At 73.7% G+C, this 22,579-nt stretch carries 8 protein-coding genes; 5 read left to right on the top strand and 3 right to left on the bottom strand.

What is annotated here, in order from left to right; translation table 11 throughout:
- Window positions 1-53 precede the first annotated feature (53 nt).
- The gene (locus OG349_RS00110; RefSeq protein WP_327232573.1) at window positions 54-14,027 is read right to left on the bottom strand and encodes a type I polyketide synthase; all 13,974 of its coding nucleotides are present in this window, start codon (window positions 14,025-14,027) and stop codon (window positions 54-56) included.
- 260 nt (window positions 14,028-14,287) lie between these two features.
- Between OG349_RS00110 and OG349_RS00105 the strand changes: the two genes are divergently transcribed.
- The 3 genes from OG349_RS00105 to OG349_RS00095 all read left to right on the top strand — a co-directional run bounded on the left by OG349_RS00105 (window position 14,288) and on the right by OG349_RS00095 (window position 16,520).
- Window positions 14,288-14,668, top strand: a complete 381-nt coding sequence (locus OG349_RS00105; RefSeq protein WP_327232572.1) for a YybH family protein — start codon at window positions 14,288-14,290, stop codon at window positions 14,666-14,668.
- Window positions 14,669-14,727: 59 nt separating this feature from the next.
- On the top strand, window positions 14,728-15,153 hold the full coding sequence (locus OG349_RS00100) for a YybH family protein (RefSeq protein ID WP_327232571.1): 426 nt from the start codon (window positions 14,728-14,730) through the stop codon (window positions 15,151-15,153).
- Window positions 15,154-15,347: 194 nt separating this feature from the next.
- Complete coding sequence (locus OG349_RS00095) at window positions 15,348-16,520, top strand: acyl-CoA dehydrogenase family protein (RefSeq protein ID WP_327232570.1); 1,173 nt, start codon at window positions 15,348-15,350, stop codon at window positions 16,518-16,520.
- 276 nt (window positions 16,521-16,796) lie between these two features.
- Here the strand turns inward: OG349_RS00095 and OG349_RS00090 are convergent.
- Together OG349_RS00090 and OG349_RS00085 are read right to left on the bottom strand one after the other, a co-directional pair.
- Window positions 16,797-17,644, bottom strand: a protein-coding gene (locus tag OG349_RS00090) for an IS5 family transposase (RefSeq protein ID WP_442806354.1) whose coding sequence is annotated in 2 segments (ribosomal slippage) — window positions 16,797-17,294 and window positions 17,297-17,644 — 846 coding nt in all. Because the reading frame shifts where the segments join, the coding sequence is not laid out codon by codon here.
- A 48-nt stretch (window positions 17,645-17,692) separates the two neighbouring features.
- Complete coding sequence (locus OG349_RS00085; RefSeq protein WP_327232569.1) at window positions 17,693-18,166, bottom strand: flavin reductase family protein; 474 nt, start codon at window positions 18,164-18,166, stop codon at window positions 17,693-17,695.
- 301 nt (window positions 18,167-18,467) lie between these two features.
- On the opposite strand from OG349_RS00085, the gene OG349_RS00080 reads away from it, so the two are divergent.
- Both OG349_RS00080 and OG349_RS00075 read left to right on the top strand, forming a co-directional pair.
- On the top strand, window positions 18,468-20,063 hold the full coding sequence (locus OG349_RS00080) for an aspartate aminotransferase family protein (RefSeq protein WP_327232568.1): 1,596 nt from the start codon (window positions 18,468-18,470) through the stop codon (window positions 20,061-20,063).
- Window positions 20,064-20,354: 291 nt separating this feature from the next.
- Window positions 20,355-22,508: a BTAD domain-containing putative transcriptional regulator gene (locus OG349_RS00075; RefSeq protein WP_327238383.1), complete on the top strand. Its 2,154-nt coding sequence runs from the start codon at window positions 20,355-20,357 to the stop codon at window positions 22,506-22,508.
- Window positions 22,509-22,579 lie beyond the last annotated feature (71 nt).

Genomic DNA, 22,579 nt, shown 5'->3' with positions numbered 1-22,579 from the left:
GTGGGATCGGTCTGCTGCGTCGTGGGTGCGCGTGCGCCGGGAGGGTGCGCGGGTCATTCGAGGTCGTCGAGCAGGGCGAACAGCTCCTCGTCGGTGGCGCCCGACAGATCGGCTTCACTGTCCCCGGGGGCGGCGGGCGCCTGCGCGGCTTCCGCGGAGTCCAGCAGTTCCCGCAGCCGGGCGATGACCCGCCCGCGCGGCCCCCCGTCCCCGCCGTTACCCCCGCCCCCGGCGTTCCCGCTGTTCCCGGCGTTCCGGGGGGTTCCCCCGTTCGTGGTGAGGGCGGTGATGGCGGGGGTGAGGCGGGCCAGTTCGGCCAGTACCGCCTCGTCCGGGGTGGTCTCCTTGACCGCGAGCCGTTCGCGCAGATGAACGGCGAGGGCGCCGGGGGTGGGGTGGTCGAAGGCGAGGGTGGTGGGCAGCCGCAGTCCGGTCGCCTCGGCGAGCCGGTTGCGCAGCTCGACGGCGGTCAGTGAGTCGAAGCCCAGTTCCTGCAGGGCGCGTTCGGGTGCGATCGCGGTGGGGTCCGGGTGTCCGAGTACCTCGGCGACCCGTGCCCGTACCAGGTCGGTGAGGATACGGCTCTGCTCGCCGGCCGGTACGGCGGCCAGGCGTTCGACCAGGGTGGGTCCGGCCGCGGGCCCGCCGGCCGTGGTGGTGGCGCGTTGGGGTGCCCCGCGGACCAGGCCGCGCAGCAGGGGGCCGGGCCGTTCGCCGGAGGCCCGCTGTGCGGCGGTGTCCAGCCGGGTGACGGCGAGCAGGGCCTGGCCGGTGGCGGGTACGGCGTCGAGGAGGGCCAGTGCGTCGTCGGTGGCCAGCGGCCGTAGTCCGGAGCGGGCCAGCCGGCGCAGGTCGGCCTCGGCGAGGTGCCCGCTGAGCGTGCTGGCCTGGGCCCACAGGCCCCAGGCCAGCGAGGTGCCGGGCAGGCCCAGTGCCCTGCGGTGCGCGGCCAGGGCGTCGAGGAAGGTGTTCCCGGCCGCGTAGTTGGCCTGTCCCGCGGTGCCCAGCAGCCCGGCGACCGAGGAGTAGAGGACGAACGCCGACAGGGGCAGGTGCCGGGTCAGTTCGTGCAGGTGCCAGGCGGCGTCGGCCTTCGGGCGCAGGACGGTGTCCAGGCGTTCGGGGGTCAGGGCCTGGAGGGTGGTGTCGTCCAGGACGCCGGCGGTGTGGACGATTCCGGTCAGCGGGTGCCCGGCCGGCACGGTGTCCAGGAGGGCGGCGAGCTGGTCGCGGTCGGCGGTGTCGCAGGCGGCGAACCGTACGTCGGTGGCGCCCGCTTCCAGGAGTTCGGTACGCAGGCCGGCCGCGCCGGGGGCGTCGGCGCCGCGCCGGCTGACGAGCAGCAGGTGGCGTACGTGGTGCCGGCGTACCAGGTGCCGTACGAGGACCGTGCCCAGGGCGCCGGTGGCGCCGGTGACCAGGACGGTGCCCTCGCCCCAGACCGGGGCCGTGGCGGAATCCCGGTCCTGGGCCTGGGCCTGGTGCGGGGTGGTGGGCAGGGCGCGGGCCAGCCTCGGCAGGAGGATCCGCCCCTGGCGCACGGCCAGTTGGGGTTCGTCGCCCCGCAGGGTGTCCAGGAGCGGGGGGCTGTGCGGGCCGCCGTGCTCGCTGCCGTCGAGGTCGGCGAGCACGATCCGGCCCGGGTTCTCGCTCTGTGCGCTGCGCAGCAGTCCCCAGACCGGGGCGTGCACGAGGTCCGTTTCCTGTGCGGGGGTGGTGGCGACGGCGTTGCGGGTGATCACGGCGAGGCGTGAGGAGGCGAACCGGTCGTCCGCCAGCCATTGCTGTACCTGTGCCAGCAGGTGGTGCAGTACGGTGCGGACCGCGTCCGGCACCCCGGGCCCGTCCGCGGCTGTGGTGTCCGGGAGGGGGAGCAGGACCAGGGAGGGTGCCTGGTTGCCCTGGCCGAGGGTGTCCCGCAGTTCGCCGAGCGAGGTGTGGGCGGTCGCGCCGGGGGCCCAGGGGGTGTGGGCGGGGTCGCCGATGACGGCCACCTCTCCTCCCGGTGGGGTGGCGGGTTCGCCGGCGGGCGGGGTCCAGTCCACCTGGAACAGGCCGTTGGTGGTGGTGTTGTCCGCCGGGCGCAGGAGGTCCGCGGACAGGGGGCGCAGGGTGAGTGCCTCGACCGTGGCCACCGGTGTTCCCGTGGTGTCCGTGACGCTGAGGGCGTAGGCCGGTGAGCCCGGGTCCGTGCCGGGTACGGGGGTCAGCCTGACCCGCAGGTCCGCCGGGCCTGTGGTGGTGTGGAGGGTGACGCCGGTCCAGGAGAACGGCAGCAGGGGGGTGCCGGGGCGGCCGGTGACGGCGGGCAGCAGGGGGTGCAGTGCGGCGTCCAGGAGGGCGGGGTGCAGGGCGAACCGGCCGGCGTCGGGGCGTAGTTCCCCGCCGAGTGAGACCTCGGCGAACAGGTCGCCCCCCGGGCCGGTCCACAGGCGCCGCAGGTTCTGAAACGCCGTGCCGTACGCGTACTCCTCCTCGGCGAGCCGTTCGTAGGCCCCGCCCAGGTCGCTCTCGGTCGCGCCGGGCGGCGGCCATACCGCCGGACCCCCACCAGCACCACCAGCAGCAGGACCGGTGGTGGTGTCGGTGGTGGGGGTGGTGGTCAGGCGCCCGTGCGCGTGCAGGGCCCATTGCCCGGAGGTGTCGGTGTCGTCCGCGTCGGGCCGGGTGTGGATACGCACGGTCCGCCCGCCGTCGTCCTGCGGGGCCGATACGGATACCTGGAGGTGGAGGCCGCCGTGTTCGGGCAGGACGAGGGGTGCGGCCAGGGTGAGTTCCTCCACCACCGGGGTGGCGCTGTGTGCCCCGGCTTTGACGGCGAGTTCGAGGAGTCCGGTGGCGGGCACCAGGACGGTGCCGGCGATGGTGTGGCCGCTGAGCCAGGGGTGGGTGTGCCGGGAGAGCCGGCCGGTCAGTACGTGTTCGTCGCGGTCGGCCAGCATGACGGCGGCGCCGAGGAAGGGGTGGTCGGCGGCGAACATCCCGAACCCGGCCGCGTCACCCGCGCCGGCGGGGGCGTCCAGCCAGTAGCGCCGGTGCTGGAAGGCGTAGCCCGGCAGGTCGGCGCGGCGGGCGCCGGGGAAGACGTTCTCCCAGCGCACCGGGGCGCCCCGCAGGGCGAGGCGGGCCAGGGCGGTGGCGAAGACGGCCGCCTCGTCCCGGCCCCGGCGCAGGGCCGGCACGAGGGCCCCGGCCGCCGTGTTCGTGGGGCCGCCCTCCTCCTCTTCTTCCAGGCACTGGCGTACCAGTGAGGTGAGGACGGCGTCGGGGCCCAGCTCCAGCCATTCGGTGACGCCCAGTTCGGTGAGGTGGCGGACTCCGTCGTGGAACCTGACCGCTTCGCGGATGTGCCGTGCCCAGTACTCGGGTGAGGTGAGCTGTTCAGTGGTGGCGAGGGTGCCGGTGAGGTTGGAGACGACGGGGATGCGGGGCGGGTGGAAGGTGAGGTCCTGGGCGATGGTGCGGAATTCGTCCAGTACTTCTTCCATGTGGGGGGAGTGGAAGGCGTGGCTGACCGGCAGCCGGGTGGCTCTGCGGCCCCGTTCGCGCCACAGGGTGCTGAGCTGTTCGACGCTCTGCGCGTCGCCCGAGATGACGGTGGAGCGGGGGCCGTTGACCGCGGCGATGCTCACCGTGCCGGCCTCCTGGGCCAGGCTCTCGCGTACTTCTTCCTCGGCGGCCTCGATCGCGGCCATCGCGCCGCCCTCCTTGGCGGCCTGCATGAGCCGCCCGCGCTCGGCGACCAGGACGCAGGCGTCGGGGAGGTCGAGGACCCCGGCGAGGTGGGCGGCGGTGACCTCGCCGATGGAGTGGCCGAGGAGGAAGTCCGGGGTCAGGCCGTGGTGTTCGGCGAGGCGGAACAGGGCGCTCTCCACCGCGAACAGTGCCGCCTGGGTGAAGGCCGTCTGGTCGATCAGCGCCGAGTCCGCGGACCCCTCGGGTGCGAAGAGGACCTGTTTGAGGGGGCGTACCAGCTCGCGGTCCAGGTAGTGGCACACGGCGTCGAAGGCGGCGGCGAACACGGGGGAGGACGCGTACAGTTCGCGCCCCATGCCCAGGCGTTGGGCGCCCTGCCCGGTCAGCAGGAACGCGGTCTTCCCGCGCGGGGCGGGGGGCCCGCCGCGTACCACTGTGGCGGAGGTCTGTCCCTGGGCGAGGTGGGCCAGGCCCTCCAGCAGGCCCTCCCGGTCCGCGGCGAGGATCGCGGCGGAGTGTTCGTGCAGGGTGCGGGTGGTGGCCAGGGACAGGCCGATGTCCGCGAGAGCGGCGCCGGGCCGGTCGGTGAGGTGGGTGTGCAGGCGTCCGGCGGCCGCGCGCAGGGCGTCCTCGCCGCGCGCGGAGAGCAGCCAGGGCACGACAGGCAGAGCGGCAGCGGGGGTGGGGGTGGTCTGTGGCCGGGGGGCGGCCGGGGCGGGGGTGTACTGCTCGATGATGACGTGGGCGTTGGTGCCGCTGATGCCGAAGGACGACACCCCGGCGCGCCGCGCACGCCCCGTCTGGGGCCAGTCGGTGGTCTCGTTCAGGAGTTTGACGGCGCCGGAGTCCCAGTCGACCATCGGGGTCGGCTCGTTCGCGTACAGCGACTTGGGCAGGACGCCGTGGTGCAGGGCCTGGACCATCTTGATGACGCCGCCGACCCCGGCCGCGGCCTGGGCGTGCCCGATGTTGGATTTCAGTGAGCCGAGCAGGAGGGGTTGTCCGGCGGGGCGGTCCTGCCCGTAGGTGGCGAGGAGTGCCTGGGCCTCGATGGGGTCACCCAGGCGGGTGCCGGTGCCGTGGGCTTCGACGGCGTCCACATCGGTGGGGGTGAGGCGGGCGTTGGCGAGGGCTTGGCGGATGACGCGTTCCTGGGCGGGGCCGTTGGGGGCGGTGAGGCCGTTGCTGGCGCCGTCCTGGTTGACGGCGCTGCCCCGCAGCACGGCCAGGATCCGGTGGCCGTTCTTCTGGGCGTCGGAGAGGCGTTCGACGAGCAGCAGGCCCACCCCTTCCGACCAGCCGGTGCCGTCCGCGCCGGCCGCGAACGAGCGGCAGCGCCCGTCGGCGGACAGGCCGCGCTGGCGGGAGAACTCGACGAAGACGCTGGGCCCGGCCATCACCGTCACACCCCCCGCCAGTGCCAGGTCGCACTCCCCGTTGCGCAGCGCGTTCGCCGCCAGGTGCAGTGCCACCAGGGAGGAGGAGCAGGCGGTGTCGACGGTGACGGCGGGGCCTTCGAAGCCGTAGGTGTAGGACAGGCGGCCCGATACGACGCTGGAGAGGTTCCCGGCCAGCAGGAAGCCCTCGTACTCCGGCGGGCTGGCGGCCAGCCGCGACACGTAGTCGTCGTACATGGCCCCGGCGAACACGCCCGTACGCGAACCGCGCAGGGTGCCCGGGTCGATGCCCGCGCTCTCCAGGGTCTCCCACGCGGTTTCCAGCAGGAGCCGGTGCTGGGGGTCGGTCGCGGTGGCCTCGCGCGGTGAGATCCCGAAGAACTCCCGGTCGAACTGGTCGGCGTCGTGGAGGAATCCGCCGTGGCGCACGTAGGAGGTGCCGGTGTGGTCGGGGTCGGGGTCGTAGAGGCGGTCCAGGTCCCAGCCCCGGTTGGCGGGGAACTCGCTGATGGCGTCGGTGCCCTTCGCGACCAGGTCCCACAGGTCCTCGGGCGAGGTGACGCCGCCGGGGTAGCGGCAGGCCATGCCGACGATCACGATCGGCTCCTCGGTCGCGGCGGCGGCGCCGGCCGGGGCGGGCCGCGCCGCCGCCGCACCGGTACCCGTGCCCGCGGCCAGGGTGACCAGGCGGTCCGCCAGGGCCTGCGGGGACGGGTGGTCGAAGACCACGGTGGCGGGCAGCCGTGTCCCGGTGGCGGTGTTGAGCCGGTTGCGCAGTTCGACCGCAGCCAGTGAGTCGAAGCCGATCTCGTTGAAGGCGCGGCGCGGGTCGACGGCCGAGGCACCGGTGTGCCCCAGCACGCCGGCCACGGTGGAGCGCACCAGTTCCAGGACCGCCTCGCGGCGCTTGTCCTCCTGGAGTGCCGCCATGTCCCGGGCCCAGCCGGTGCCGCCGCCCGCGGCCGCCGCGGGGGTGCGGCGGGGGGCGGGGGCGACCAGGACGCGCAGCAGCGGCGCGGGTGCTTCGGTACGGGCGCGCAGGGCGGCCAGGTCGAGGTCCACGGGCACGCTCAGCGCCCCTCCGCCCGCCAGGGCGCGGTCGAACAGGGCCAGGCCGTGTCGCGGGGTGAGCGGGCGGACACCGGCCCGGGCCCACCTGGCCGCACCGGCCTCACCGAGTGTGCCGCCCATGCCGTGGGTGGCGTCCCACAGGCCCCAGGCCAGGGAGGTCGCGGCGAGGCCGAGGGTGTGGCGGTGCGCTGCCAGGGCGTCCAGATAGCTGTTGGCGCCGGCGTAGTTGGCCTGTCCCGCGGTGCCCAGCAGCCCGGAGACCGAGGAGAAGAGGACGAACGCCGACAGGGGCAGGTGCCGGGTCAGTTCGTGCAGGTGCCAGGCGGCGTCCGCCTTCGGGCGCAGGACGGACTCCAGGCGTTCGGGGGTCAGGGCCTGGACCGTGGCGTCGTCCAGGACCCCGGCGGTGTGGACGATTCCGGTCAGCGGGTGCCCGGCCGGCACGGTGTCCAGCAGGGCGGCCAGCTGGCCGCGGTCGGCCACGTCACAGGCCGCGAAGGTCACCCGGGCGCCCAGCTCCTCCAGCGAGGAGCGCAGTTCGCCCGCGCCGGGGGCGTCGGGTCCGCGCCGGCCGGCCAGGAGCAGATGCCGTACACCGTGCGCGGTGACCAGGTGGCGGGCGAAGAGCGCGCCCAGGCCGCCGGTGCCGCCGGTGATCAGGACCGTGCCGTCGGGGTCCAGCGGGGCCGCGGGGGTGCCGGTGTCCGGTGCGGCCCGCACCAGCCGGGGCGCGCGCAGGCCGTCTTCGGCCAGGGCGAGCTGGGGCTCACCGGTGGCCAGGGCCGCGGCGATCTCCAGGTCGGAAGGCCCGGCAGAGTCAGAGGGGCTGGGGTTGGGGGTGGGGGTGTCGAGCAGGACCAGGCGGTCCGGGTGCTCGCTCTGCGCCGAGCGGACCAGGCCCCATACCCCGGCGCCGGGAAGAGCGCCGGCTTCCTCGGGGTGAGAGGCCCCGGCCGCCCCCCGGGTGAGGAACACCAGGCGGGTACGGGCATACCGGTCGTCGGCCAGGAACCGCTGCACCACGGCCAGGGCGTCCTGTACGGTCCCGTGCACCGCCGCCGGCCGGTCCCCGGCGCCGGCGCCGGCGCCGGCGCCGGGGCCGAGGTCTGCCGTGCGGACGACAACGGCCTCCAGCCCTTCCTCTTCGGGGAGTTCGGTGCCCCGCGCCCACCCGATCCGCGGGCCCGGGCCCGCGCCCGCAGGTGCGGGGGCGGGCGGTACGGTCATCCACTCCACCTGGTACAGCCCCTCGGTGTGCCCGGCGGCCGCGGTGGCGAGCGCCTGCCGGGGGACCACGCGCAGGGCCAGGGACTCCACCTCGGCCACCAGGGTGCCGGTGGTGTCGGCGAGGGTGAGCGCGAAGGTGTCCCGGCCCGCCGGGGAGATCCGCACCCGCAGCTCGGTCGCGCCGCTCGCGTACAGCTGGGTGCCCGCCCACGCGAACGGCAGCCGCAGGCCGCCGTCGCCCGCCGCGTCGGCGGCGTGCAGGACCAGGGGGTGCAGCACGGAGTCCAGGAGCGCGGGATGCACGGCGAACCGGGCGGCCTGCGCGTGCTGGTCGCCGGGCAGGCGCACCGTGGCGTACAGGTCCTCGCCCGCCGACCAGAGACCGGTCAGCCCCCGGAAGGCGGGGCCGTAGTGGTATCCGAGGTCCGCGAGCCGCTCGTACACGCCCTCCAGCGGCAGGTCGGACGCCCCGGCGGGCGGCCACTGCGCGAGATCACGTGTGCCGGTGGTGGTGGGGGCGGGTGGGCCGCCCAGGACACCGGAGGCGTGGCGTGTCCAGGGCACCTGGCCGTGCCCGGTGCCGTCGGGCCTGGCGTGCACGGCGAAGGGCCGGGCGCCGTCGGGGCCGGGGGCGCCCACCGAGACCTGGACCCGCACCGCGGTGTCCCGCGGCAGTGGCAGCGGCGCCTCCAGGGTGAGGTCGCCCACCCGGTCCGCGCCGGTCCGCCCGCCGGCGGCCAGGGCCAGTTCGACGAAGGCCGTGGCGGGCAGGAGCACCCCGCCGCCCACCGTGTGGTCGGCCAGCCAGGGATGTGCCGCGGCCGACAGCAGACCGGTCAGGACCAGGCCCTCACCGTCCGCGAGGTCCATGGCGGTGGACAGCAGCGGGTGGTCCGCGGAATCCAGGCCCAGGGTCCGTGCGTCACCGGGGGCGTGGGGTGCCAGCCAGTAGTGCTCGCGCTGGAAGGCGTACGTCGGCAGATCGACGGGGCGGCCGCCGGGGAAGAACGAGGCGCCCTCCAGGGGCGCCCCGTGGACCCGGGCGCTCGCCAGGCCCGTGACCAGGGTCCGCGGCTCGGGCCGCCCGGCGCGCAGCAGCGCCACGGTGTGGGTGTCCTCGCCGCTCAGGCAGCCCTGGGCCAGCGGGGCGAGGACCGCGTCGGGGCCGATCTCCACGAACACGGTGGCGCCGCGCGCCTGTAGTTCCCGGGTCGCGTCGAGGAACCGTACGGCCTCGCGGATCTGCCCGGCCCAGTAGTCGGGCGAGGTGAGTTCACCGGTGGTGGCCAGGCGCCCGGTGACCGTCGAGACGATCGGTATCCGCGGCGCGTGCCAGGTCAGTGCGGCCGCGACGGCCCGGAACTCCTCCAGGACGCCGTCAATGTGGGGGGAGTGGAAGGCGTGGCTGACCTGGAGGCGGCGTGTCCTGCGGCCTTGTGCCCGCCACCGCCCGGCGAGTTCCCCGGCCGCGTCCTGGTCGCCGGAGATGACCAGGGAGGCGGGGCCGTTGACCGCGGCGATGGACAGCCGGCCGCCGAACTCGGCCAGGTCGGCGGCCAGTTCGCTCTCCTTCGCCTCGATGGCGACCATGGCCCCGCCGGCCGGCGCCGACTCCATCAGCCGCCCCCGGGCGGCGACCAGACGCGCCGCGTCCCGCAGGGAGAGCACGCCCGCGCAGTGCGCGGCGGCCAGTTCGCCGATGGAGTGCCCGGCGAGCAGGTCGGGGGTGAGCCCGTGGTGCGCGGCCAGGCGGAACAGCGCGACCTCCACGGCGAACAACGCGGGCTGGGTGTACGCGGTGCGGTGCAGCACCGCCGCCTCAGGGGTCCCCTCGGCGGCGAACAGCACCGTGCGCAACGGCTGCGGCAGATGCGCGTCCAGCGCGGCGCAGGCGTCGTCCAGCGCCTGGGCGAAGACCGGGTACGCCTCGTACAGTTCCTGTCCCATGCCGGTGCGCTGGGCGCCCTGCCCGGTGAAGAGGAACGCGGTCTTGCCCGGGGCCGCGGCGCTGCCGGTGACGACCCGGGGGTCCTCCCGGCCCCCGGCGAGCGCGTCCAGGCCGGCCAGGAGGTCCTGCGGGGTGGCGGCGAGGACCGCCGCCCGGTGGGGGAGCGCGGTACGGGTGGTGGCCAGCGAGAACCCGGTGTCGTACGCACCGGCTCCGCCGGCGGTCAACGCGCGGATGCGGGCGGCCTGTTCACGCAGCGCCGCCTCGTCCTGGGCGTACAGCAGCCAGGGCGCGGGCCCGGACCACTCGTGCGCGGGGGCGGGCTGCGGGGCGGGCGGGCCCTGTTCGAGGATGACGTGGGCGTTGGTGCCGCTGATGCCGAAGGAGGAGACGGCGGCCCGGCGCGGGCGCCCGGTCCGGGGCCAGTCGGCGGCCTCGGTGAGGAGTTTCACCGTGCCCCGGGACCAGTCGACCATCGGGGTCGGCTCGTCCACGTGCAGGGTGCGGGGCAGGACGCCGTGGCGCATGGCCTGCACCATCTTGATGACGCCGCCGACCCCGGCCGCGGCCTGGGCGTGCCCGATGTTCGACTTGAGCGATCCGAGCAGGACGGGGGCGCGGTCCCCGCGCTCGTGCCCGTAGGTCGCCAGGAGCGCCTCGGCCTCGATGGGGTCGCCCAGGCGGGTGCCGGTGCCGTGCGCCTCCACGGCGTCGATGTCCGCCGGGGCCAGGCCCGCGTCCGCCAGCGCCGCGCGGATGACCCGTTCCTGCGCGGGGCCGTTGGGCGCGGTCAGGCCGTTGCTGGCACCGTCCTGGTTGATCGCGCTGCCGCGGACGACCGCCAGGACCTGGTGCCCGTTCTTCCGTGCGTCGGAGAGCCGTTCCAGGACCAGCAGGCCCACGCCCTCGGCCCAGGAGGTGCCGTCGGCCGAGGCCGCGAACGACTTCGACCGGCCGTCGGCGGCCAGCCCCCGCTGGCGGGAGAACTCCACGAACATCCCGGGGGACGACATGATCGTGGCGCCGCCCGCGATCGCCAGCGCCGACTCGCCCGAGCGCAGCGACCCAAGGGCCAGGTGCAGGGCGGTCAGCGACGACGAGCACGCCGTGTCGACGGTCACCGCCGGGCCCGCCAGGCCCAGTTGGTAGGCGATGCGCCCGGACATCACGCTGGGGGTGGTGCCGGTCAGCAGATAGCCCTCGACGCTGTCGGGCGCGTCCTGCATCCGGGGCCCGTAGTCCAGGGTGGTGGCGCCGATGAACACGCCCGTACGGCTGCCGCGCAGCGCGTCCGCGTCCAGCCGCGCCCGCTCCACCGCCTCCCAGGCGGTCTCCAGGAGCAGCCGCTGCTGGGGGTCCATCGCCAGCGCCTCGCGCGGCGAGATCCCGAAGAAGGCGTTGTCGAAGCGGGCCGCGTCCTTGACGAACCCGCCCTCGCGCACGGTGCTGTGCCCACCGCGGGCCGGGTCGCTGTCGTACAGGTCCTTTTCCCAGCCGCGGTCGGCGGGGAACGCGGAGACGGCGTCCCCGCCGCCGGCCACCAGCCGCCACAGGTCCTCGGGCGAGGTGACGCCGCCGGGGTAGCGGCAGGCCATGCCGACGATGGCGACCGGTTCGTCCGGCCCGCCGGGCAGCGCCGGCCCCTCTGCCCCCGTGGCGTCCTTCCCGGCGAGGAGGGACTGGAGGTGGCTGGTCAGGGCGCCCGGTGTGGGGTGGTCGTAGAGCAGCCCGCCGGCCAGGCGCAGCCCCGTCGCGGAGGCCAGCGCGTCGCGCAGCTCCACCGACATCAGCGAGTCGAAGCCCAGCTCCTTGAACGTGGCGTGCGGGGGCACCCGCCGCCCGGCCGGATACTCCAGCACCCGCGCGACCAGCCCGGCCACCAGCGCGTCCGCGTCCACCGCGGCCCCCACCCCGGCTACATCGCCCGCCTCCCGGCCGCCGGGTGCGGCTTCCCCCGTGACGGGAGCCTGCGGCGCGCCGGGCGTGAGCTCACGGGCGGCAGCGGTGCCCGAGACCCAGTACCGCTCCCGCTGGAAGGCGTAGGTCGGCAGCGGTACGCGCCGGGCGTCACCGTAGGAGGGGATCGCACCCCAGTTGACGTGCGTACCCCGCACGAAGGCCGCCGCCAGGGCCGCCAGCAGGGTCCTGGCCTCCGGCCGCCCCCCGCGCAGCGCGGCCACCGCGAGCACCGCGTCCGCCTCCCGGACACTGTCGCGGACCATCGCCGAGCAGACCCCGTCGGGCCCCAGCTCCACGAACGCGGTGGCGCCCGCGTCCTCCAGGGCCCGCACCGCGTCCCCGAACAGCACCGGGCGGCGCACCTGCTCCACCCAGTACGCGGCCGACGACCAGGCCTCGCCCACAAGCTGCCCGGTCACCGACGACACCGCGCCGATGCGGGGCGCGCGCAGGCTCAGCCCGTCCACGACCGTACGGAAGTCGTCGAGCATCGGGTCCATCAGCGGGGAGTGGAAGGCGTGCGAGACATTCAGCCGCTTCGTCCGCCGCCCCTGGCCGCGCAGCCGCTCCGCGAGCGCCAGGACGCTCTCGCGCGCACCGGACAGGACCACCGAACGGGGCCCGTTGACCGCGGCGATGCCCACCTGGTCCTCATGGCCAGCCAGGAGCGCGGACACCTCACCGGGTGTGGCCTCGACCGCGACCATCGCACCGCCGGGCGCCAGCGCCTGCATCAGCCGCCCGCGCGCGGCGACCAGCCGCGCGGCGTCGGGCAGGTCGAAGACCCCCGCGACATGCGCGGCGGCGATCTCACCGATGGAATGGCCGGCGAGCAGGTCCGGCACCACACCCCAGGACTCCGCCAGCCGGTAGAGGGACACTTCGAGGGCGAAGAGCGCGGGCTGGGCGTACCCGGTCTCCTCCAGGCCCTCCCCGGAGGCGATCACCTCCAGCAGCGGCCGCTCCAGCAGCGGGTCCAGCTCGGCGCGGACCGCGTCGAAGGCCTCGGCGAACGCGGGGAACGCCCCGTACAGCTCCAGGCCCATCCCGGCACGCTGGGCGCCCTGCCCCGTGAAGACGAAGGCGAGCCGCCCCGGGCCGGCCGCGCCGCGCACCACATCGGCCGACGATTCGCCCGCGGCGAGGGCGTCGAGCGCGTGAAGGAGGCCGGGACCGCCGCCGGGCGCGGCCAGTGCGACCGCCCGGTGCTCGAAGACGGTACGGGTGGTGGCCAGGGACCAGGCGGCGTCGGCGGTCACCGGCGCGCCCTCGCCCGTCAGGGCGTTCCGCAGGCGGGCGGCCTGGGCCCGCAGCGCTGTTTCCGAGCGCCCGGAGAGCACCAGCGGGACCACACCGGGAGTACCGGCCGCCCGGTGGGCGGGAGCGCCGGGTGCCAGGGACACCGGGCCCTCGGTGAGGACGACGTGCGCGTTCGTGCCGCCCATGCCGAAGGAGGAGACCCCGGCCACCAGCGGCCGCTGGGGCGCGGGCCACTCGGTCAGCTCCCGCTGCACCTCCAGTCCCAGCTCCTCCAGGGGGATCCGGGGGTGGGGGGCGGCGAAGTTGAGGCTCGGGGGCAGCCGCCGGTGGCTCAGCGCCAGCAGTGTCTTGAGCACGCCGACGATGCCGGCCGCGCCTTCGAGGTGGCCCACGTTGGTCTTGGCCGAGCCGACCCGCAGCCCCGCGCCCGGGGCCCGGCCCGCGCCGAGCACCGCGCCCAGCGCCGCCGCCTCCACGGGGTCGCCCACCGGGGTCCCGGTGCCGTGGAGTTCGACGTACTGCACGGCGGCCGGGTCGATGCCGGCCTTCTCGTACGCCTCGCGCAGGACACGTTCCTGCGCCGGCCGGCCGGGGACCGTCAGGCCCGCGGTCGCACCGTCGTTGTTGACCGCGCTGGCGCGGATGACCCCGTAGACGCGGTCGCCGTCCGCGACCGCGCGGGCCAGCGGCTTGAGGACGAGGACCGCCCCGCCCTCGCCGCGCACGAAACCGTTGGCGCGGGCGTCGAAGGCGTAGGTCGTGCCGTCGGGGGAGAGCCCGCCGAACCGCTCCCCGGTGGCCGCGCTCTCGGCGAGGATGTTCAGGTTGACGCCCGCCGCGATCGCCGTGTCGCTCTCGCCGGAGCGCAGGGACTCGCAGGCGAGATGGACGGCGACCAGCGAGGAGGACTGCGCCGAGTCGACGGTCAGGCTCGGTCCGTGCAGGCCCAGGTGGTAGGAGACCCGGTTGGCGATGACGCCCCGGTTGACGCCGGTCATGGTGTGCTGGGTGAGCGCCCGGTCGCCGTACTGGTAGAGCAGTGCCGTGTAGTCGTCGCGCAGGGTGCCCACGAACACGGCGGTACGGCTGCCGCGCAGCGCGGCCGGGAGGGTGCCGGCGTCCTCCAGGGCCTCCCAGGCCAGTTCCAGCACCAGCCGCTGCTGGGGGTCCATGGTGGTGGCCTCGCGCGGTGAGATGCCGAAGAAGTCCGCGTCGAAGGTGTCCACCCGGTCCAGGAACCCGCCCCGGCGCGTCCCCGGCTCCGCCGCCTGGTAGGCCGGTTCGCCGGAGGCGGGCAGCCAGCGCCCGCCGGGCACCGGGGTGATGGCGTCCGAGCCGGTGCGCAGCAGGTCCCAGAAAGCCCCGGGGGTGTCCGCGCCGGGAAGCCGGCAGGACACTCCGACGACCGCGATGCCCTCGCCGGGCCCCTCGCCCTGCGCGGCCCTGTGGAAATGGTGCTGATTCGTCATCGCGCTCGACTTCCCTTTCCAGTGAATCCGGCCGAACTGGGCGACCTTGAAAGGCATTTCGGTGACACTGCTTCCAGATCGTAGGCAGGTGGTCCTCTCGGCCCTCTCAGCGCGGCTCCACCGGGCGGTAACCACCCCGGCCACATGCCGGGAGACCGCCGCATTACCCGTTCATGGGCGGGACGTTGATGACCCCGCAATAGTGTCGGCGTACGAAAGGGCGGCACCCGGCTACAAGAGAAGGCAGGTTGGATTTCGTCATGTCACAGCTCACCGACGACGTGGAAAAGCACACAAGTCAATATGTTGAGGCTTTCAACGCGGGCGACTTCGAAACCATGGACAGCTTCTACACGGCGGAGTCCGTCGCAGTCTGGGAGCCGGGCAAGCCGCTGACGGGCGACGCGCGCCGGGAATACCAGCGGGAATTCCTCAAGAACCGGCCGACGATGACCGCCGTGCCCCGGCAGACGTTCGTGACCGGCGACACGGCCCTGCTGATCGTCGACTGGACGATCGACACGGTCGACGCCGAGGGGAAGCCCGAGCGGCTCACCGGCACGGGCGTCGACGTCCTGCGGCTGGGCGAGGACAAGGTGTGGCGCTACGCCATCGACGACCCGTACGGCCAGGAGGACTGACCCGGGACCGCACCGCCCCCCTCCCTCCTCCCCCCTCCCACGGAAAGGACCGACCGATCATGGCGTACACCTTCGATGTCGACTTCGACCCGGCGAACCCCGACCTCACCGCCGACACCGACACCCAGAACGACATCTTCATCCAGGCGTTCAACTCCGGTGACGGAGCGCTGTTCGACAGCCTCTACCGGGAGGACTCGATCTCGAACTTCTCCGGTGAGCCCCTCACCGGCGAGGCACGGCTGGCGTTCTTCAAGGAGTTCCTCGGCGGCAAGCCCGACCTGCGCGCCACGGTGACCCACGCGTATGTCGCCGGCGACGTCGCGCTGATCGGTGTCAACTACGAGATCGACACCATCGAGGCGGACGGACAGCCCGTACAGCTGCGGGGCGTGTGCACCGACGTCCTGCGGCGCGGGGAGGACGGCCGCTGGCTGATGTCCATCGACCGTCCCGTGGCCGCGACGGGCCTGGTCGCCGGCTAGGCCGTGTCCGCGAAGTGGGGCCGTCCGCCCGCAGGGCGCGAGCCGGACACCATTTCGCGCACACGCCCCGGGCGGTCCGGGCGCGAACGAGGGGCACGACCGCGAACCCCCCTGGGACCAGGGGGGTTCTGGCGTCAAAGACGGCACATCCCGTGTATTGCCCGTGTACTCCACGGCACTTCGAGGAGAGAAAAGTGGCCACGCAGGAAGAACTGACCTCTGTACTGGACGCGGTACGCGACGCCGTGCCCGCCCTTCGCCGCAACGGGGCCGCCGCGGAGGAGCAGCGCTGGATACCGGAGGAGAACATCGAACTGCTCCAGAGGGCGGGGGTGTTCCGCACGGCCGTGCCGCGCGAGCACGGCGGTCTCGACTTCGACGTGGCGCAGCAGGCCCAGGTCATCGCCGAGGTGGCCCGGGGGTGCCCCTCCACCGGCTGGCTGACGATGGTGTGGCTCACCAGCGCCTGGTGCGCGACCCTCTACCCCGACCAGGCGCAGAAGGAGGTCTTTGAAGGCAGCGGCAGGGTCTCCATCGTCTTCGCCCCCACCGGCACCCTCGAACCGGTCGAGGGCGGCTACCGCCTCGACGGCACCTGGCGCTTCAACTCCGGCTGCCGGGGCGCGGACTGGGACCTGCTGGCCGCGGTGGTGGAGCAGCCCGACGGGACGGCCCAGGAACTGGTCGCGCTGGTGCCCACCTCCGAGCTGGCCTTCGCCGACGACTGGCACGTCTCGGCCGGCGCCGCCACCGGCAGTTCCACGACCACCGCCACCGGCGTCTTCGTGCCCGCGCACCGGGTCGTACCGCTGGAGGAGGCCATGGTCTCGGCCACCGGCAACCGCTCCAACACCGGTGCCACCGGCCGTAATTACGGTCTGCTGGGCTACATCATGTCCAGTGTCTCCGCGACCTTCGTCGGGATGGCGCGCGGCGCGTTCGAACTGTTCCTGGAGCGGCTGCCCGGACGCGGCATCACCTACACCCAGTGGACCGAGCAGAGCCACCACCCGCTCACCCAGCAGCAGGTGGCCCTCGCCTCCAGCAAGATCGAGGCGGCCGCGGCACTCTCCCACTCCTGGCACCGGGTCCTGCAGGGCGCGGCCGACGCGGGCCTCCAGCCCTCGGACGAGGAGAAGGCCGTCATCCGCGGCAGGACCGCCTACGCGGCGCAGCTCTCCAAGGAGGCCGTGGAACTGCTCTTCGCGGCCAGCGGCGGCTCGGTCATCCGCCGCGAGGTGGACCTCCAGCGCTTCCACCGCGACATCCAGGGCTTCTCGCTGCACGCCCTGGTCCAGCTCAACGCCAACCTGGAGGTGCAGGGCCGGGTCCTGCTGGGCCTGGAGCCCGGCACGTACTTCCTCTGATCCCCCCCGCGGGCACGGTCCCGCACCCACCCACGCAGAAGGCCCGGGCCGCGCTCACCGCCCCGGGCCTTCCGCGTACGTACGGCGCCGGGCCCTGAACGGCCCCGGCACGGACGGCTCTCCGCACACCGGGCCCGCAAGACCCCCACACCCTCTCACCCGCCGCGCCCGAAACGGCGGCCCGCCCGGCACCCGGGCGGGCCGCCCACCGCTCCGGCACACCCGGCGGCCCCGGGTGTGCTCCGCAAGAGACGCCCTAGGGGTCGTCTTCAAAGGTCATATCCAGAGGAAGATGGAGGCGATGGTGACGGTGGCTTGGTAGGACTCGCGGGTTTTGTCGTAGCGGGTGGCCAGGCCGCGCCATTGCTTGAGTCGGTTGAAGCATCGTTCGACGACGTTGCGGAGCCGGTAGACCCTCCTGTCGAATGTGGGTGGGCGGCCGCCGCGTGAGCCTTTGCGCAGGCGGCCTGTGGCCTGGTCGATGCGTTCGGGGATGGTGTGCCCGATACCGCGTCTGCGCAGGTAGGCGCGGATCTTGCGAGAGCTGTAGCCCTTGTCGGCGATGACGTGGTCGGGTCGGGTGCGGGGACGTCCCGGGCCGGTGCGCGGAACACGGATGGCGTCCAGGACGTCTTCGAAGCGGGTGCAGTCGTTGGTGTTGCCGCCGGTCAGGACGAAGGCGAGGGGCCGGCCGTGTCCGTCGCAGGCCAGGTGGACCTTGGTGCTCAGTCCTCCACGGGATCGGCCGAGGGCGTGATCACCCGCTTCGTCCCGGTCGGCAGCCCCCTTTTCCCACCGGTCGCGTGCTGGTGGGCCCGCACGATCGTGGAGTCCACCGACACCAGCCAGTCGATGTCACCCGCCGCGTCCCTCTCCGCCTGGATCGCCTTCAGCATGCGGGAGAAGGTTCCGTCCAGCGCCCACCTGCGGAAACGCGTGTACAAGGTCTGCCAGGAACCGTAACGCTCCGGCACGTCCCGCCAGGCCGAACCGGTCCGCAGCTTCCACACGATCCCGTTCAGCACCACCCGGTCATCCGACCGGGGCCGACCAGCCGTCCCCGAACTCGGCAACAACCGCGACAACACAGCCCACTCAACATCCGACAACTCATGACGACGCACCACACCCGCCATAATCCCGCATCGCACAAACAGCTTTGAAGACGACCCCTAGTGGCCCGGGGCCGGGGCCGGGTCGGGCCTGCCGAAGCGGCCGTCGACGAAGAGCAGCCCGTCCTCGCCGCTGCCCCGGCCGGCCGCCAGGACCGTCCCGATGAAGATGGTGTGGTCGCCGAAGACGTGCGAGTCGCTCAGCTCGCACTCCAGCCAGGCCACCGAACCGCCCAGCAGGGCCGCCCCGGTGTGTTTCCCGGCCTCCCACGCCACCCCCTCGAACTGGGCCGCCCCCAGCGTGCGGTGCTTGTCGGCGAAATGCCGCGCCAGGGGCTCCTGCCGCACGCCGAGTATGTTGACGGCGAAGCGGCCCGCGGAGGCCAGCGCGCCGTGCATCACCGCGCCGTGGCTCACACTGCACAGCACCGACGGCGGATCGAGGGAGACCGAACTGAACGCGTTCGCGGTCATGGCGTGCACGTGCTCGCCCCCCACGGTGATCACCGTGACACCGGTCGCGAAGCGGGACATCACTTCCCTGAGCCGGACGGGTTGCACCGGCTGTGGCCCCGGACGCACGGCCGCGGGATCGAGTTCAGTGGACGCGGAATTCATGCCACCCTCTCCGAGGTATTTTGAGCAGCGCACATCACGTGCCATCCGTGGGTATCGCGTGGTTGTCCCTGGGTCCCGCCGGCCGGTGGCCTTCAACGTACCCGCGCCGGCCCCGCCGTCTCCCACCCCCGGGTAACCGCCGCGCCACCTGCCCGTACCCCTCGCGGATGACCCCGCGGTGACCGCTGGTTGACCGGACGCGAGCACCCTGTGGTGCATGGATCACACCAACACCGCAACCCCGTCCAGAGAACTGGCCGAACCTTTTCTCCGCGAAGTGCTCGCCGGTGCCGGCCTGGCCGTCGAATACGTCCGCGCGAAGGGCAATACCCTCTACCAACGGGACGGCGAGGGCGGCGAGATACCCGTCGCCGACTTCGCGGGCGGCTACGGATCCGTCCTGCTCGGGCACAACCGCCCCGAGATCGTCGCAAGGGCGCGGGAACTGCTCGACGGCGACACCCCCGTGCACGCCCAGTTCTCCAGCCACCCCTACGCCAACGCCCTCGCCGCCGAGCTGAACCGGATCATCCACCGGGAACTGGCCACCGAGGAACCGTATTTCGCGGTATTCGCCAACAGCGGCGCGGAAGCGGTCGAGGCGGCGGTCAAACACGCCGAACTGGACCGGGGGATGCGCACCGCCGCCCTCCTGGAGGAGATCCGCGCACACAACGAGACCGCGCGCACCGCGGTCGCCGACGGCACCGCCGTCCTCGCCGGGCACACCCTGGAACGCCTGGGTCTCACCGCCCCGGCGGACCCCCGCGAGGCCTTCGCCCTGCTGGAGGCCGAACTCGCCCGGCGCAACGCCGAGCAGACCGCCAGGCCACCGCTGTTCCTGGCACTGGAGGGCGGATTCCACGGCAAGCTCGCGGCGAGCGTGCAGCTCACCCACAACGAGGGGTACCGCGCCCCCTTCCGGTCGCTCGCCGCCCAGGCCCGGTTCGTCCCCCAGGACCGGCCCGACGTCCTCAAGCAGGTGCACGCCAAGGAACGGGGCGTCCTCCTCGGCGCGCGGGCCGTCGACGGCCAGGTCACCCTCACCGAACGGGAGTTCCCGGTCTTCTGCGCCTTCCTGGTGGAACCCATCCAGGGCGAGGGCGGAATCCGCGTGCTCTCCCGCGAATTCGCCGAGGAAATCCAGCAGTTCTGCGAGTCGATCGGCTGCCCCCTTGTCGTCGACGAGATCCAGAGCGGAATGGGCAGGACCGGGACACTCCTCGCCAGTGCCCCCCTCGGACTGCGCGGCGACTATTTCACCCTCGCCAAAACACTGGGCGGCGGTATCGCCAAGACATCCGTGATGCTGGTGCGCGAGAAGTACTACCGGAAGGAATTCGAGATCGTCCACAGCTCGACCTTCGCCAAGGACAGCTTCTCCTGTCACATCGCCCTCAAGGTCCTCGAACTGCTGGAGGCCGACGGCGGACGGGTCTACCGCGTCGCCCAGGAGCGGGGAGCCGCGCTGCGCGCCGCACTGGACGGCGTACGGGCGGACTTCCCCGACGTCGTCGCCGACGTCCGGGGCCGGGGCCTGATGCTGGGCCTGGAATTCCTCGACCAGTCGGGGTCCTCCTCACCGGTGGTCCGGGAGATCGCGGGCGGCGGTTTCTTCGGCTACGTCCTGGCCGGACACCTCCTGCGCCGCCACCGGGTGCGTACGTTCCCCACCGCGAGCGCGCTCAACACCCTGCGCTTCGAGCCCTCCGTCGAGCTGACCGACGCCGAGATCGCCCAGCTCGACACCGGGCTGCGCGACGTGTGCGAGCTGCTGCGGGCCGGCGCGGGCGAAGCACTGACCGCGCCCTGAGCCCACCGGCCCACCCCCGGGCGTGGCATTCGGATTAAAGACCTGGTCAAGGCAGGGGATGGTCAGCGATGATGCGGGCACGGGCGCGACTCCTGTGAGGATTCTTCAGCGTACAGAACTGAAAGATCATCAGGGGCCGCGCCCGCTTGACAAATCAAAACCGGAATTCCGGCAGCAGACCGGAACCATGCCGGGGCCATGACAATCACCATGGCCGGTGGCCATTGAACGGGGGAGTTCATGCGATTTCGTGTTCTGGGCGCGTTGGAAGTCAATGATGATCACGGCTTGGTGGAACTCGGCGGTATAAGGCAGCGATCCGCTCTCGCCTACCTCCTCCTCCACGCCAACGAGGTGGTCTCCACCAGCCGGTTACTCGGAGCGCTCTGGCCGGCCGACGACGCGCCCATGACCGCGCGGAAGATCCTCCAGAACGCGATCTGGCGGCTGCGCGGAGTCCTCGCCGGGCTGTCCCCCGGCGAGCCGGCCCCCGAACTGCTGACCTGGTACCCCGGGTACATGCTGCGGGTACGGCCCGAGCAGGTCGATCTCCTGGTCTTCCAGCAGCGGGTCGCCGAGGGCCGGGTGGCCCTGGCCGCCGGCCGCCCGGCCGCCGCACGCGACCTGCTGACCGAGGCACTCGCGCTCTGGCGCGGCCCGGTGCTCGCCGATCTCGCCGAGGAGGGCACCTACTGGGCCGAGGTCACCTCCATCCAGAAAAAACGCCTCGACGTCATGGAGGACTGCTTCGAGGCGGAGCTGGCCTGCGGCGGCCACCAGAGCGTGCTCCACGAACTCAAGGCACTGGTCGAGGCCGAGCCCCTGCGCGAGCGCGCCTCGCGCCAGCTCATGCTCGCCTTCTACCGCTGCGGCCGGCAGGCCGACGCCCTCGCCGTGTACGGGAGGGTACGGGAGGCCCTGGTCGAGGGCCTCGGCCTGGAGCCCAGCCCCGAACTCCAGCAGCTCCAGCGGGCCGTCCTCACCCAGGACCCGGCACTGGACCTGCCCCGCACCGCCCAGCTCCCCCGCCCCGGGCAGACCCAGCTCCCCCCGCCCGGGCAGACGGCACGGCCCCCCCGGCCCGGACCGCCCGCGCAGCACACCCCGCCCCCGCGGCAGCACATCGCGCCCCCCTCCCCGCACACGGCCGAGCCCACGGCGGCACGCGCCGCCTTGCCGGGCGAGTACCGGCAGGCCAGTGTGCTCCTGCTGCGCTTCGGGCTCGGACCCGAGTTCGGCACCCTGCCACCGGAGGACGTCGACCGGGTCCTGGACGCGGTGACCCAGCTCGCCCGCGAGAAGATCGAGGCGGAGGGCGGCATCGTCGCCTCGGCGCTGGGCTCCGTCCTGCTCGGCCTCTTCGAGGACACCGCCACCGACACCCCGGCGAACGCGGGCGCGGTGCGCGCGGTACGGGCCGCCGCGGCCGTACGCGACTGCCTGGCCATCGCCGCGGACACCCTGCACTCCACGGGGGAGGCGCTCTCCGCGCACGGCGCGGTCTCCACCGGGCAGGTCGTCGTCTGCCGCTGGCCCGGTGCCGGTGTGACCCCGCCGTGGATCGGCGGCCATCTCGTCGACGACTGCCGCACGGCGCTGGGCATGGTCCCCGCGGGGGAGGTCCATGTCTGCGAGGCCACCCGCCGGCTGACCGATGGCCGCATCACCTACCGCGGCACCGGCACCGGCACGGCCCCCTGGAAGCTGATGGCCGTCGGCGACGGCTTCACCAACCAGTGCGGGACCTCGGCCGGCGACCGCGAGTGCGAACTCGACCTGATGCGGGCCGTCCTGCTCAGGACCCGGCACCGCTCCACCCCGCACCTGGTGACCGTCCTCGGCCCGCCCGGCCGCAAGGCCCGCCTGCTGCTGGAGTTCCAGCGCCTGGTGCGGACCGGCACCACCGAGCCCGTACGGGTACTGACCGGCACCGTCGCCCCCTCGCGCGGCGGCATGTCCGCGCCGGCCCAGATGCTCGCCTCCTACGCCGGGACCGGCCCGGGCGACACCCCCGGATCCGCCTCGGCCAAACTCGACACGGCCCTCGCCGGGCTCACCGACGACCAGGAGACCCGGGCCGCCCTGCTGGCCGCCCTGGGCCCGCTGATCTACGCGCGTGGCCCGGTACGGCGCGCGGTCCTGGGCGCCTGGCGGGACTTCCTCGCCCTGGCCGCGGCCAAACACCCCCTCGTGGTGATCTGGGACGATCTCGAGCGCGCCGACGAACCGCTGCTCGAACTGGTCGAGGAACTGGCCGACCCGCGCGCCGACCTGCCGCTGCTGAACGTCGTCGGCGCCGACGCCAGGCTTCTCGCACGCCGCCCCGGCTGGGCCGCCGGCCGCCCGCAGGCGATGACCATCAGCCTCGGCCCGGTCGCCGACGACGCCCTCGACCAGCTTCTCGAATGCCTCCTCATATCGGGCCGGGCAGCAGTGGTCGCCTAGGGCGTGTCCGCGAAGCGGCGTCCGGCACGCGGCGCCTGGCACGCGCTCGCCGCGTTGCCGGACCGGGCGAG

The sequence above is a fragment of the Streptomyces sp. NBC_01317 genome (assembly GCF_035961655.1).
Classification (GTDB): domain Bacteria; phylum Actinomycetota; class Actinomycetes; order Streptomycetales; family Streptomycetaceae; genus Streptomyces.
Note: the sequence above shows the minus strand (reverse complement) of the source record. Positions and strands in the feature narration are given on the sequence as shown.

Excerpts from the sequence above, each read along its gene's own strand:
- OG349_RS00110 (WP_327232573.1), bottom strand. The coding sequence starts at position 14,027 with ATGACGAATCAGCACCATTTCCACAGGGCCGCGCAGGGCGAGGGGCCC.
- OG349_RS00105 (WP_327232572.1), top strand. The coding sequence starts at position 14,288 with ATGTCACAGCTCACCGACGACGTGGAAAAGCACACAAGTCAATATGTT.
- OG349_RS00100 (WP_327232571.1), top strand. The coding sequence starts at position 14,728 with ATGGCGTACACCTTCGATGTCGACTTCGACCCGGCGAACCCCGACCTC.
- OG349_RS00085 (WP_327232569.1), bottom strand. The coding sequence starts at position 18,166 with ATGTCCCGCTTCGCGACCGGTGTCACGGTGATCACCGTGGGGGGCGAG.
- OG349_RS00080 (WP_327232568.1), top strand. The coding sequence starts at position 18,468 with ATGGATCACACCAACACCGCAACCCCGTCCAGAGAACTGGCCGAACCT.